Annotated in this window: 14 protein-coding genes; 4 read left to right on the top strand and 10 right to left on the bottom strand. The window is 43.7% G+C overall.

Features of this window, described 5'->3' with window-relative positions; all coding sequences use genetic code 11:
* Positions 1-4: 4 nt before the first annotated feature.
* Both ACI882_RS02275 and recQ read right to left on the bottom strand, forming a co-directional pair.
* Positions 5-874 carry a GNAT family N-acetyltransferase gene (locus tag ACI882_RS02275; RefSeq protein WP_411745368.1) on the bottom strand — a complete coding sequence of 290 codons (870 nt, stop codon included), beginning with the start codon at positions 872-874 and terminating at the stop codon, positions 5-7.
* Between the two features lie 40 nt (positions 875-914).
* Positions 915-2,717 carry a DNA helicase RecQ gene (gene recQ, locus ACI882_RS02270; RefSeq protein WP_411745367.1) on the bottom strand — a complete coding sequence of 601 codons (1,803 nt, stop codon included), beginning with the start codon at positions 2,715-2,717 and terminating at the stop codon, positions 915-917.
* An 88-nt stretch (positions 2,718-2,805) separates the two neighbouring features.
* Between recQ and ACI882_RS02265 the strand changes: the two genes are divergently transcribed.
* Positions 2,806-3,381: a hypothetical protein gene (locus ACI882_RS02265; protein WP_411746388.1), complete on the top strand. Its 576-nt coding sequence runs from the start codon at positions 2,806-2,808 to the stop codon at positions 3,379-3,381.
* Positions 3,382-3,500: 119 nt separating this feature from the next.
* Positions 3,501-3,950, top strand: coding sequence for a YaiI/YqxD family protein (locus ACI882_RS02260; protein ID WP_411743220.1), 450 nt, complete (start codon positions 3,501-3,503; stop codon positions 3,948-3,950).
* An 85-nt stretch (positions 3,951-4,035) separates the two neighbouring features.
* On the opposite strand, the gene ACI882_RS02255 is transcribed toward ACI882_RS02260, so the two are convergent.
* The 6 genes from ACI882_RS02255 to ACI882_RS02230 all read right to left on the bottom strand — a co-directional run bounded on the left by ACI882_RS02255 (position 4,036) and on the right by ACI882_RS02230 (position 9,527).
* A complete protein-coding gene (locus tag ACI882_RS02255) occupies positions 4,036-4,911 on the bottom strand; it encodes an N-acetylneuraminate lyase (protein ID WP_411743219.1) in 876 nt (291 codons plus the stop codon).
* A gap of 33 nt (positions 4,912-4,944) precedes the next feature.
* Positions 4,945-6,216 carry a TRAP transporter large permease gene (locus ACI882_RS02250; protein WP_411743218.1) on the bottom strand — a complete coding sequence of 424 codons (1,272 nt, stop codon included), beginning with the start codon at positions 6,214-6,216 and terminating at the stop codon, positions 4,945-4,947.
* Positions 6,217-6,218: 2 nt separating this feature from the next.
* On the bottom strand, positions 6,219-6,722 hold the full coding sequence (locus tag ACI882_RS02245) for a TRAP transporter small permease (RefSeq protein WP_411743217.1): 504 nt from the start codon (positions 6,720-6,722) through the stop codon (positions 6,219-6,221).
* Positions 6,723-6,834: 112 nt separating this feature from the next.
* Positions 6,835-7,812, bottom strand: a complete 978-nt coding sequence (locus tag ACI882_RS02240) for a sialic acid TRAP transporter substrate-binding protein SiaP (RefSeq protein ID WP_411743216.1) — start codon at positions 7,810-7,812, stop codon at positions 6,835-6,837.
* 126 nt (positions 7,813-7,938) lie between these two features.
* Positions 7,939-8,817: an ROK family protein gene (locus tag ACI882_RS02235; RefSeq protein ID WP_411743215.1), complete on the bottom strand. Its 879-nt coding sequence runs from the start codon at positions 8,815-8,817 to the stop codon at positions 7,939-7,941.
* On the bottom strand, positions 8,817-9,527 hold the full coding sequence (locus tag ACI882_RS02230) for an N-acetylmannosamine-6-phosphate 2-epimerase (protein ID WP_411743214.1): 711 nt from the start codon (positions 9,525-9,527) through the stop codon (positions 8,817-8,819). Before ACI882_RS02230 ends, ACI882_RS02235 begins: the two co-directional genes overlap by 1 nt.
* 205 nt (positions 9,528-9,732) lie before the next feature.
* On the opposite strand from ACI882_RS02230, the gene ACI882_RS02225 reads away from it, so the two are divergent.
* Positions 9,733-10,578 carry a MurR/RpiR family transcriptional regulator gene (locus ACI882_RS02225; protein ID WP_411743213.1) on the top strand — a complete coding sequence of 282 codons (846 nt, stop codon included), beginning with the start codon at positions 9,733-9,735 and terminating at the stop codon, positions 10,576-10,578.
* Between the two features lie 12 nt (positions 10,579-10,590).
* Here ACI882_RS02225 and ACI882_RS02220 read toward each other — a convergent pair whose 3' ends face one another.
* Together ACI882_RS02220 and ACI882_RS02215 are read right to left on the bottom strand one after the other, a co-directional pair.
* Positions 10,591-11,475: an alpha/beta hydrolase gene (locus ACI882_RS02220; protein ID WP_411743212.1), complete on the bottom strand. Its 885-nt coding sequence runs from the start codon at positions 11,473-11,475 to the stop codon at positions 10,591-10,593.
* A 70-nt stretch (positions 11,476-11,545) separates the two neighbouring features.
* A complete protein-coding gene (locus ACI882_RS02215; protein WP_411743211.1) occupies positions 11,546-12,703 on the bottom strand; it encodes an N-acetylneuraminate epimerase in 1,158 nt (385 codons plus the stop codon).
* A gap of 160 nt (positions 12,704-12,863) precedes the next feature.
* Here ACI882_RS02215 and ACI882_RS02210 point away from each other — a divergent pair, with 160 nt between their 5' ends.
* Positions 12,864-13,313, top strand: a complete 450-nt coding sequence (locus ACI882_RS02210) for a YhcH/YjgK/YiaL family protein (RefSeq protein ID WP_411743210.1) — start codon at positions 12,864-12,866, stop codon at positions 13,311-13,313.
* The last annotated feature ends 1 nt before the right edge of the window (position 13,314 follow it).

The raw sequence follows: 13,314 nt of genomic DNA, 5'->3' as shown, positions 1-13,314 counted from the left end.
TTTTTTAACTAGCCGCCAATATATACAAGCCAAATTCACCGCAGTGTCGATATCCAATACTTTCATAAGCTTTCTGAGCGGCTATGTTTGCGGTATCTGTAAACAAGATGGAATGGCTAAAGCCTTTATCGACTGCATCAAGTAATGAGGCTGCGACAACCGCTCGGGCGTACCCTTTGCCACGCAGTTCAACAGGTGTCCATACACCACCAACCTGTACATAAGGATTGGTTTTTGCGTTGAAGTTTGTCGTGGCTAAGGGTGTGTCGCCCGACCACAGTACGTAGGTTGTGCCTTCTTTTATATTTTGAATTAAAGAGTTGGTCACATTGGCCAAGAGTGTTGGGCTCTGCACTTCGCCAAGTGCTTCAATATTGTAGGCAACCCGCCAAGGGATCAGAAAAACTAAGTCGGCCTCTGTGGCTATTTTACAGTCAATATTTTTACCAACAAGAAGCTCAGGCTTGTTAAGTGTGTTTAATTCAAGCTCATAGAGCATTTCTTGAGAGGCTACGCTGTAGCTTTTTTCACCCGGTTCGCTATCAAAATTGCGCCTTAGCGCAAGACATAGATCATCTCGACCGACAAAGCCTTTTACCGAGGTCAGTTCCGTTCTAAATGTTTGCCATAAGTTTTCTACGGCCGAGGCTTCACCTTGCGCCATGATATTTCCGTTCCAGTAATGGACGAGGACACCAACAAGCGCTGAACCTTCAAAGGCACCATAGTAGCGCCCTTCATAAAGTGCACCGGTATAAGCAATTTGCGACTTATTAATGTTACTGAGAATAAACAAGCTGGTACTGGCGTGCTGCATTAATAAGTCGATAAGGCTTGGTTGGTCTTCGTTGTTGAGTAGTCGCTGCTGTAACATTGTGCATTCCAGTGTATTAATTTTTGAATGAGTTGTTCAGTTAGTAGTCGGCTAAAACCGTTAAGAACCCTGCACCGTATTTTTCCTTTTTATTTTCACCAATGCCACTAATGCTGCCGAGTTCGTCTAAATTGGTTGGGCGTTGGGTTAGCATTTCATGCAAGGTGGCGTCATGGAAAATAACAAAGGGCGGTACTTTTTGGCTGTCTGCAAACTGTTTTCGACAAGCGCGCAGTGCTTCCCATAATTCCAGATCGGCTTCGGATATGTCGAGTTGTTTTTTGCCTGTTTTCTTTGCTGAAGGGATTTTTTCTGCTTTGGTTTCTAGGCGTAGCTCAATGGTTTCTTCACCTTTTAATAATGGGCGGCTCATTTCTGCCAGCATCAATTGACCATAGTCATAATTAACATTGAGGTAACCGCGTGCCACTAACTGACGAAAAACAGATCGCCATTGCGCGTCTGAAAGCTCGTTACCAATGCCAAAGGTGGATACATTGTGGTGCTGAAACTGGGTGACTTTATCAGTTTGCTTACCGCGTAATACATCAATTAAATGCGTAACGCCAAAACGTTGATCGGTTCTAAAGACACAGCTTAATGCTTTACGCGCTGCCTCTGTTGCCTGCCAAGTTTCAGGCGGGTTAAGGCAGTTATCGCAATTACCGCACGGCTCATTTAATTGATCACCAAAATACCCGAGCAACACTTGACGGCGACAGGTGGTGATTTCAGCAATACCGAGCATCGAATTTAATTTTTGTTGTTCTAAGCGTTTAAACTGTTCGTTGCCTTGCGAGCCTGCCATCATTTGTTTGAGCTTTATGACATCTTCTAAGCCATAAGCCATCCAAGCATTGGAAGGTTCGCCGTCTCGTCCTGCGCGGCCTGTTTCTTGATAATAAGCTTCAATACTTTTGGGTAAATCAAGATGCGCCACAAAACGAACATCGGGTTTGTCGATGCCCATACCAAAGGCGATGGTTGCAACAATAATGACACCGTCTTCATTTAAAAAGCGTGCTTGGTTTTCTTGCCTTATTTGCCCACTTAACCCCGCATGATAAGGTAACGCGGTCAGACCTTGGTCTTGCAGCCAAGCTGCTGTGGCTTCTACTTTTTTACGAGACAAACAGTAAACGATACCCGCGTGCTCGGCATGCTCCTGATTAATAAAGCGTAATAACTGTTGCTTAGGGTTATTTTTTTGGGTGATCCGATATTGAATATTGGGTCGGTCAAATGAGCAGACAAAGGTTTTAGCCTGCTGTAATTCTAACCGTTGAATAATTTCTTCACGCGTCTTTTGATCGGCTGTTGCAGTCAACGCAATGCGTGGCACGTTAGGAAATTGCTCATGCAATAATGATAGCTGTAAGTAGTCTGCTCTAAAGTCGTGCCCCCACTGTGATACACAATGAGCCTCGTCTATCGCAAACAAGGAAATGTTAAGCTGTTTCAACCAAGCTAATGTCTGCGGCAATATTAGCCGCTCTGGCGCTATATAAAGTAAGTCCATTTCACCGGCTAGGGCTTTGGCTTCAACCTCGGCATTGGCACTGGCTGACATAGATGAGTTTAAACAAGCAGCGCGCACGCCCGCTTGGCACAAAGCACTGGTTTGATCTTGCATGAGGGCAATCAAAGGCGATACAACAATACCAACGCCACTGCGAACTAACGCAGGTATTTGAAAGCATAACGACTTACCACCGCCCGTGGGCATCAGTACAAAGGCGTCACCTCCATCGATGACGGTTGAGATTATCTCGGCTTGAGGTGGGCGAAATTCGCTATAGCCAAATACTGAATTGAGTACCTTGTCTGCATCCTGCATTGTCATGGTAATAATTGTCCTGAATGTTTGCTTTGAAATAAGAGAATATAACGGTTTTCGACACGACCTGCGAATAACATTGAATTCCAGTACTATGACCTATTCAAAAATACTACAACTTAATTGGCACCATCTTGGTACTTTTTTATTTAAAAAAATCATTATTGCACTTCTGTACAGCGAAAAAACTCTAAGATCAACGTATTTGTCACTTAAGAGCCATAGGTATAATAATTGCAGTGATACTCCTTCTAGGAAAAAAAATGCACGTCATTTAGTAGTTTGTAACAACAAGAGAGTAAACACCATGGTTTATAGTAAAGCTCTTATCGATTTAATCTCTGCTGCGCGTCGCCGAGTTCCAAGTAAAGACAAAGCTAATATTAAACTAGCTAACCCTGATATGTTTAAGGAATTGATTAGAATTTATCATGCATCAAACGACTCAGTTTTAAAGGCACTTATTAAAGAAACCTGCCAACTAGCGGGTGAAGGCTGGTTCGATAAACTCATTCATGCTTCAGATACAATTACAGATAATGATCAAGATAAATATACAATAAAGGTCTACAGAGGTATCTCGCAAGTCATCAAGGCAATCCCCGAGAAACAAAGTAAACCCAAAACCGGCCCAAAAAAAATTTACCGAGGTCAGGTGGTCGCTGATTAAAGAAATCTTGTTTCCAAACAGAAAACGCCACATCAGCTATGTTTAGACTATGCCTATATACTAGCGAGCACGCCTTATACGTCCTATCATGTGGAAACTTTATTCAATAGGATGTGCTTGTGAAAATTTGGGTCGATGCAGACGCTTGCCCGCTGCCTATTAAAGAAATTATTATCCGTGCGGCGAACCGAAAGAAGATACACACGACCTTTGTGGCCAACCATAACATTCAAGTGCCTAACTCGCCTTTTTTGCATACACTACAGGTGTCACAAGGCTTTGATGTAGCCGATGATGAGATTGTTTTGCGCTCGGAAGCTGGTGATCTGGTCATGACTCAAGATATACCCTTAGCCTCAGAGCTCATCGCCAAGGGCTGTCATGCCATTAACCCGCGCGGAGAACGTTGGTCCAAGGAGAACATTGGTGCCCGCTTAAATATGCGTGATTTTATGGAGACCATGCGCTCATCCGGCGTACAATCCGGTGGACCTGCCCCGTTCAATAAGCGAGATGCCAATGAGTTTGCTAATGCATTGGATCGGTTGTTGGCGAAGTTGGGGCCATAACTTTTAGGAATAAAAAAGCGCCCTTTACAGGCGCTAGACGCTTACGACAATAAACATCTCTTTAAACTTTCACCATACTGCGGTATTACAACTTATAATCGACCATTGCTTTTTTAAGCATTTCCCAATCGGCATCGGTCAGTTGCGTAAACGGTGCTCTTGGCTCGCCCACTTGTAGGCCTTGCAGTGTTAAGAAGCCTTTAATGCCCGCTAAGAAACCAGGCTTCAAAATGATATCAATGACATCATTGATTTCTTTTTGAATTTCGACCGCACCGGCAAAATCTTTAGCTTCAACACAATTCCATAATGCCAAATATTTTTCAGGCATCACATTATAAGTAGAACCAATACCACCATCAGCACCCATGAGAGCACCTGTTGCTAACATATAGTCTTCGCCGTGATAGATTTTTTTGTTTGGCCATTTTTTCTTAAGACGTTCAATAACAGTCATTTCGGTTGTTGTGTGCTTGATTCCGAAAACATTGTCCCAAGACAGCATTTCATCTAACTCATCAATGCTGAAGCTTACGCCTGTCACACCCGGTGCGTTGTATAAACACATTGGTAAGTTAACGGCATCAACTACATCTTTATAGAAGCCACGTACCATTGCTTTGCTGAAGCCGTAATAAAATGGAGGCGTTGAAGAAACCGCATCGTAGCCTAGGGTTTCACAGTACTGACCCAACTCAATGGTGTTCGGTGTAGAGATGGCGCCAATATGAGCCATTAGTTTTGCGCGACCGCCATTGGCATCGGCAACGGCCTTCAAAAACTCTTTACGCTCTTCTTGAGTTTGCAAATAACATTCACCAGAACTACCGCCAATATAAAACCCTTCAATACCCTTACCAATGAAGTGATCCATTAGGGCTTTCGCTGCAGATGAATCTACTTTACCGTTTTCATCGTAGGGCGTAATCAGCGGTATAATAATTCCGTTAACATCAAACATAAATCTCTCCTATCAACCTATTTAAGGTTGAAGTCAGTTAAGTAATAAATTCGGTAAAAACATAGTGATTTGTGGAAACACAGCGAGCAGTGCTAAAACAACAAGCAGTGGTACTAAAAATGGAATCACGCCACGTGTTAACACATCGAATGGAATATTGCCGACTTTAGAGACAACAAACAAAGCCATGCCCATTGGCGGTGTTAAAATGCCAATCATTAAATTCATCATGACCATGACACCAAAATGCACTGGATCAATGCCAAAGGAAACAGCAACAGGCACTAAAATAGGCACAACTAGTAACAACAGGGCTAACGACTCGATAAACGTACCTAAGAAAATAAGCATAATGTTGATGAGCAGTAAAAACATGAGCGGATTATCAGAGAATGTTAAGAAAAATTCTGCAACCGCCAGTGGTACTTGCTCCATCGCTATCACCCAGCCAAAGAGTGTGACTCCCATGACCATCAATGCGACAACAGCTGTGGTATTAGCAGTTTCACGGAAAATATCTAACAACACCTTCCAAGTAATCTGGCGATAAACAAACGCACCTAAAAATATTGCATATAAGGCAGAAACAACCGCTGCTTCTGTTGGGGTGAAGACACCTGAAAATATTCCACCAATAATGATGGCTGGTGTAAGCAAGGGTAAGAAGGCACCTTTAGCAGCCGTGACTCGTTGCTTAAAGGTAGCTTTAGGCTCGACTGGGTAGCCTCTTTTCTTGGCAATAAAATAGACCATCACCATTAGAGAGACCGCACAAAGAATCCCAGGAATAATCCCAGCAATAAATAATTTGCCAATAGACGAGTTGGACACTACACCGTAAATAACCAAGGGTATGCTTGGTGGCACTAACGGGCCAATAATTGAAGAGGCTGCGGTAATACCACCGGCAACATCATCATCGTAGCCAGCATCTCGCATAGATTTAATTTCGAGCTGGCCTAGACCACCGGCATCGGCTAACGCTGAACCCGACATACCAGAAAAAAGCAAACTCGCAGAAATATTAACATGGCCTAAGCTGCCCGTTACATGACCCATCAACGTTTTAGCGAAGTGAAAAATACGATCGGTTACGCCAGCGGAATTCATGGCATGACCGGTCATTATAAAGAACGGTACGGCCAAAAGTGGAAAGGAATTTAATCCGGCCACCATTCGCTGAGCGGCAAACATCACCCCGATATCACTAAAAAACAGATATGTAACGGAGCAAACAATGAGTGAAAAGCCTACTGGCATGCCCAAAAACAGTAGCGCCAACCAACCTAAAAATAATGCTAGCATAATTATACCCTCGGCTTTTGTCTGACAGATTCACGTGTTTCATCGTGAATAAAGGCTTTTATATCAATAAAGAGACGTTGGATTAACCGCAGCACCATTAACCCCATTGTTATAGGGAATACTGCATAGAACCAGGTCATTTTTAAATCTAAGCTCACCATACTTAACATAGACTGGCGTGATGCTTCGTCATAACCGAGTTTCACGAGAACCACCAAGATACCTACAATGATGACGTCCAAGATCATGGCAATTAACATGCGAATCTTTGTGGGTAAAAAGTTTACAAAAAAATCAATTCGTACATGGCTTCTAGATTTGATAGCCGCACTTGAACCAAACAATGCCAAGTAAATAAACAGCAGACGTGAAACCTCTTCCGTCCAAATTGCAGGGTCATTTAACACAAAACGAGTAAAAACTTGTATTGAAAGAACAACCAATAAAACGGCCATCAATACAACAGATATAGATTCTTCAACGTAGTCGGTAATATCTTTAAACATGGGAACTGGCGCTCCAGCAAAAACACTTCTTTTAATGAAAGGCCTGCCAGTTAAGCATGGACACCTCTTGTTACCAAGGTGTCCATTTTCTAGCAAGTCAACTTACCATCAATTATAGATCGATGATTTGCTGTACTAAGCCTTCTTCTGTTTTCTTCTCAAACTCAACATACAATGGCTTCATTGCCTCTTGGAAAGGCGCAACATCTGGTCGAGTTACTGTTAAGCCTTCACCTTCAAAGAAAGAAATCAACTCTTTTTCACCTTTTATAACTTCTTCAGCCATGAACTGCGCGCCTTTTTCTACAGCGGCAAGTACAAGCTTGCGGTCAGAAGCTTTCAAGTCTTTTAGCGAATCAGTGTTCATAACCGTTAGTACGTCTTGAACCATGTGACCTGTTAATGCTAAGTGGCTTTGAACTTCATAGAACTTCTTAGCATTGATTGTAGGCAATGGGTTTTCTTGGCCATCTACTGCATTAGTTTGTAGTGCTAGGTATACCTCTGAGAATGCGATTGGAGAAGGAGACGCACCCGCATACTTAGCGAAGTCTAACAATGCTTTAGCATTTGGCACTCGAAGCTTCAAACCTTTGAAGTCTTCAATTGAGTTAATGGCACGGTTAGAGGTTGTGTGACGCGTACCGAAGTAACTCACTGCAACTGCTTCCCAGTTGTATTTTTTGGCCATTGTCTTACGCAGATCTTTACCGAAGCTTGAGTCATAGATTGCTTGAATATGATCAAAGTCACGGATTACATACGGCAACTGAGTCACACCCGCTGCTGGAATCCAGTCACCGATACGGCCCATTTGAGTATAGGTAAAATCTAGTGTACCCCAAGTAACCTGCGCTAACATTTCTCGGTCATCGCCTAACTGGCCATCAGGGTAAAGCGCGATTGTTAAGCGGCCATCGGAGCTCGCTGCAAGAGTCTCTGCAGCTAGCTTTGCCGCTTTGTATTCCAAACTCGCAACTGATGCTTGCATGCCAAACTTAAGTTTGACTGTATCTTCAGCGGCAGCAAATACTGAAATAGAAGCAGCCAAGACCAGGCTTATTGATTGGGCTATTAGCTTTTTAGTCATTTTGTATTCCTCTTTCTTATTTTTTTCCTACTAGGAAAATACCTGTAGGGGCTTTATGTGTTTCCGTAACAGTTGTTGCGAAAACGTTAGGTTAAGTTAATTCCTGGCGTGCGATTTAACTCTTTGTTAATGAGACGGAGCTAACGCGGCACCTCCATATAAACCTGAGTCAACGCCCAATGCAGCACTGGCTATTGGTGTTTTATAAGCTGCTGGCAATGACGATAAATAATTTCTAACGAGCGCTTGAAAGTGTTCATTCAAACCAACACCACCGCCCAACACCACGATATCTAGGCCAACAATGGCGTTTATATTCGTAATAAGCTCAGATATGACTTGCGCAGACTGATTAATTACGCTGGCACATCGAGCATCTGATTCATATCGAGAAAAGACTTCAATCGTTGTAAGTGCTTCACCACAAGCCTGACTGGCACGGGTCGATATAGCCGTACCCGATGCAATGGTTTCAACGCAGTTGTAGCGACCACAAGAACATTGAATTTCTTCAACATCACTTAAACTGTGCTGGCTATGGCCCGCGTGAGACCCTAGCCCATTGGCACTGGTCACTAGCTGGCGATTGAGAATAAGACCAGAGCCGACACCGGTGGAAACAGTTAGATAAAGCAGGTTTTCAACGGAGTTATCCGCGCCTTGAGCAAGGTGCCGATACTCACCCCAAGCGGCGGCGGCGGCATCATTGATCACAAAAACAGGCTTAGCGAAGAATGATTCCAGCTTTGCCTTAATTGGAAAGCCAGCCCAGAAAGAAATCATATCGGTATTTAAAGGCTGCAATACGCCGTCAACGATACGACCTGTCGTTGCAACGGCAACCGTTTCAAAGCGCCAGTCGCTGGTGAGCACAGACAGTGCCGCGGCGTAGTCCTGCCAGTTAGAAAACTCTGTGGCGATACTTTTCTTTTCGACAACTTGCAGCTTATCATCAAGCAACGCTAGGGAAGTTTTTGTACCACCAATATCCAGAGCAAGCATCATTATTTTACTCCCACTGCGGTCAGGCTGGCGCTCTTTATAGAATCTAAGAACCAGCCAGAAATATGTTCAATACGGGTAATTGCTGAGCCCACGGTAACAGCCATTGCACCGAGTTCAATTGCCTGGCCCGCCATCTTCGGCGAATTAAAACGACCCTCAGCAATAACCGAGCAACCCGCTTTACTCAGTTGCTGTACTAGTTCAAAGTCTGGCTCTTTTGGAACCACAGCCTCGGTATAGCCTGATAAAGTAGTGCCAATATACTCACAGCCTAACTGCAGGGCCTGCATACCCTCTGCAAAATTAGAAACATCGGCCATGGCTAAGCAACCATGCGCATGGATACGCGCGATAAGCTCTTCAACAGGCACTGGGCGACGACGATCAGTTCCATCGAACGCAATAATTCGAGCGCCCGCCTCAGCCAGTGCGTCAATATCATCGATATAGGGGGAAATTCTGACAGGGCTATCGTCTAGGTCGCGCTTTATAATACCGACAACAGGGACCTTTACTTGCGCAACAACAGCGGCAACATTCACTGCGCCTTGAATTCTTAACCCATTACAGCCACCGTCTTGAGCTGCTTTGGCCATGGCGACAATAATGGATACAGAGTCCATCGGGCCGTCATCAACCGGTTGACAAGAGACTATTAAGCCACTTTGAAGCTGCTCTTGTAGGGTGCTTTTTTCTGTTAGTACATTCATAAATAAAGCTCTAATGTAAAAATTAAATTTCATATCAACAGAATAAGATGAAATATTTCTACAATCAGTATCCACACATAAAATATTATTTCAACCCCTTATGAAATTATTTTTCAAATAAGGAAGAATATGTGAAGGATAATTTGCTAGGCGGTCTCGGCTTTAGTAAAGTAACGTCCTTATTTATCGAGAATAGAACTGAAATATGAGATCACAACCCAAAGTATTAGCACAGTTACTTTCCAATACTGTTGGGCTTTCTCCCGCATTAGAGCGCATCGCTAAGTACGTCAAAAAGGCGCCTGAGACGGTCATCTACCAAACAATTACCGAACTCAGCGAAAACGCTAAATCAAGTGAAGCCAGTGTCATTCGTTTTTGTCGCGACATTGGCTTTAGTAGCTACGCCGATTTTAAGATGGCCTTAGCCATTGAGCTTAACAGCCAAAAAGGCGAGCTGTCTGAGAATGGCAACCATGGCGGGCTTGCGTCAACACCCCTACCCAGCGCCAATGAAACCATTAGTGCTCTGGCTGCTACAGCTGAATTAATAGAATGTGACGACATAAAACAATGTGCCGACTGGATTGCACATGCCAAGTCAGTTGACATCTATGGGGTAGGCGCTTCTTCTATTATTGCCAATTACGCCGAATATAGAATGCTACGGTTGGGCATAACCTCTAGAGCCTTTAGCGATATGCATTTAGGCTTAATGAGTGCAGTAAAGCGCGGTAAAAGAGATGTGGTGATCTGCATTTCAAGCTCTGGCTCTACTGTTGATATCGTGAAAGCTGCCAAATTAGCACAAGAGAATGGAGCCCGTGTTATCGGTATCTCGAACACACGAAAAAGCCCTCTCGCCAAAGAAGCTGACAGCTTACTCGTCGCCAGTTCGCCTGAATCACCCTTAACGGCAGGTAATCTATCGTCTAAGGCGGGTCAGTTATTACTTATTGATGTCATTATGACGGATATTTTCAAGCGTAATTCTAAATACGCACTGTCTCATCAAGAGACCGCCGATGCCACTAGCGGACTGCTTTATTAGGTTAGCGATACGCTAACCTAAATTTTTTACTGTTATAGCACTTGGTGCATTACTGATCGCGCGCTCAATTTCAGCTATAAACTCATTCCAATAGATCGCTTTTCCATAGTTTTCTTGTGTTGTACCTTTCATTTGGAACATTCCAAAGTGGCCACAACCTGGGTAAATGATTTTCTTTAAGTTCAAATGCGACCAACGCTGCTGGTAATCTAGGGTCTGGCTATGCGGTACTGCCTCATCGTGATCACCATGAATTAAAATTATTTCATTCGCTGTAGGTTGCCGCTGGCTAGGGCAAATTACGCTTAATAGACTTTGACTTAGCCGTTGTTCAACACTAAGTAAATGCTCAACTTGTTCTGGTTGACTGACTTGCCCAATACCCTGCAGACCAGAACCCATCATCGCCATTTCCAGATTCAACACTGCTGAAACTAAAATCATTTTTTGTGGCACCAAAGAGTTCGCTCGAAAAAATGGCCAATGTTGGTCTTGCTCCCCCTGCGACCCGGCACAGGCGGCAAGGTGTCCACCGGCAGAATGCCCCATTAAGACGATATTATTCAGATCAAGTCCATATTGCTCAGCAACATTGCGGATAAGCGCCATTGCTTGAGCCACATCACTCACCATATCTAACCCGTTAATATCACCTTGGCTTTGCGCAAAGGCTAAGCGCCGATACTCAATATCCCAGACAACTACTGGCTTATTTTTGAAATACTCAGCAATCTCTTTTGTCGCATAGCTGTCTAATGTGTGGCTTTGCTTCCAATATCCTCCATGTATAACCACCAGCACCGGCAGTACTGTGTTTGAAGCAGGTCGTGTACAACGCACAAATTGCTGATCATTTGACCCATAGAAAATTTTTTTATTGATTTCGGAATAAACCATTCACTTCTCCATGGAAGACAGACAATAACCTCACCGATTACTGCCTGTATTAAGCAGTTAACTTTCTACTTTAGTCGGTATACACAACATCTTTACCGTTCCACTGAACTAGAACCACATCGCCTCGTGCGTTACGCTGGGCATCTTCACCGCCAACATAAAGCAAGCCTTGACTGGTAGTGAACGTCGCGCCATAAGCTAACCCATCGGTCATGCTATTCACCTGCTGCCATTGCCCATTCACTCGAACATATGTTTCAGCATTAAACGCTTTTGGGAATCCGTTGTGCGCGAACCACTGACCTTTAGCTGCAGCATCGCGCGCGCCGTGGAAATTTGCGCCACCAGAAACTATTAAGGCTTCGTTATGTATACCCGCAAATGCACCTGCTACTCCCTCTTGAATTGACTGACCTTTAGGTGCAGGCAAGGAAGATAACTGCTTCCAACTGACACCCGCTGGCGTAAAGCTAACCGATTTAATCATATCGGTGCGTAAACCCGGCTTAATTTCACCACTGATCACCTCAAGAGACTGACCATTCCAAACCGTTGCTGAACCACAGTTTGGTAGGTAAGGAGATTCACCAATAACCGACCACTCAAGACTCGCCGTATCAAACATCAAAACTTGACGATTCCATTCATAACCTTCTGGATCCATGCCCATAAAATCATCAACAATCGCCTGCCACTTTTCGGGCTGGGCAGCTCTATCCGTGGTGCTTACGTCGTACAAATACTTATCAAACTTGTTCTTATTGTAGCCGCCAAGAAAGCCAATTTTTCCGCCACCTAATGAAAATGCTTGTGCACCCAACAAGCCTTTAGGCGTTTTACTCTCTACTAACTGCCATTTGTTTGCAGAGGTATCATATTTGTAGATATCTTCAAAAATAACCGGGGATGGGTCCCCATCTGTTACCTTTCCTGAGCCACCAAAGACATAGACATCACCATCCGCCATTGCTGCAGCAGCACCACTCGTTGCTGGCCCAATAAATTTTGCTGCTTTGCGCCATTGCTTGTTATCTGACTCAAGGTCCATATGGTAAAAACTTTGGCCTAAAGAACCTAAGCCGACAAATGCTTGCTGGCCTACCTGAACGCCAATACCGCTTTTAAACCCTTCGGGTAAATCTTGCCAGCTATCAGCCCAAGCCATAGAAGCAGTAACACAGACACCGGCTACAAGCGCCGTCAGCGCTCTTTTTTTTACGTTTATCATTGCTTTTTCCTTATTTTTATTTTGAGTTTGCTCAGTAGGGCCACTTCACTGAGTAAAAACACTCTATATCAGGCGATAAATTTCTTCAATATAATAATATTTGTTGAAATATTCTTTCATTGGCGCAGAATAGGTTTTCAAATAACAATGGGCATTCAAAATGATTATTGATTTTTTAGATAAGAACCACCGCTATCTCAAAGCACATCCGCTGTTTGCCGAGGCATTTGAATTTATTTTGAACACCGACTTGCATAGCCTGCCCTCAGGGCGAAACGACATAAAAGGGGAGCAAATTTTTGCGAATCGCGCGAGTTACCATTTAGGCGACCCAGAATTGAAGCATGCTGAAAGCCATTTAAAATATATTGATTTACACCTAATTATCAGCGGCCGAGAAACTATTGAAGTGAGCCATATGCAGCAGGCTGTTCGCTTTACTGACTACGAAAGCAAAGATGATTTTGAGTTATTTATCGTGGATGGCGACCCATTGCACCTCACCCCAAATCAATTTTTAATTTTGTATCCAGGTGAAGTTCATAAAACAGGCATAGGAAAAAGTGATGAGCAGGTAGAGAAGGTTATTTTAAAAATTTTGCACGACTGAC

This window comes from Reinekea sp., assembly GCF_046710285.1.
Taxonomy (GTDB): domain Bacteria; phylum Pseudomonadota; class Gammaproteobacteria; order Pseudomonadales; family Natronospirillaceae; genus Reinekea.
The sequence above is the reverse complement of the archived record's forward strand: the minus strand, read 5'-3'. Positions and strand labels throughout refer to the sequence as shown.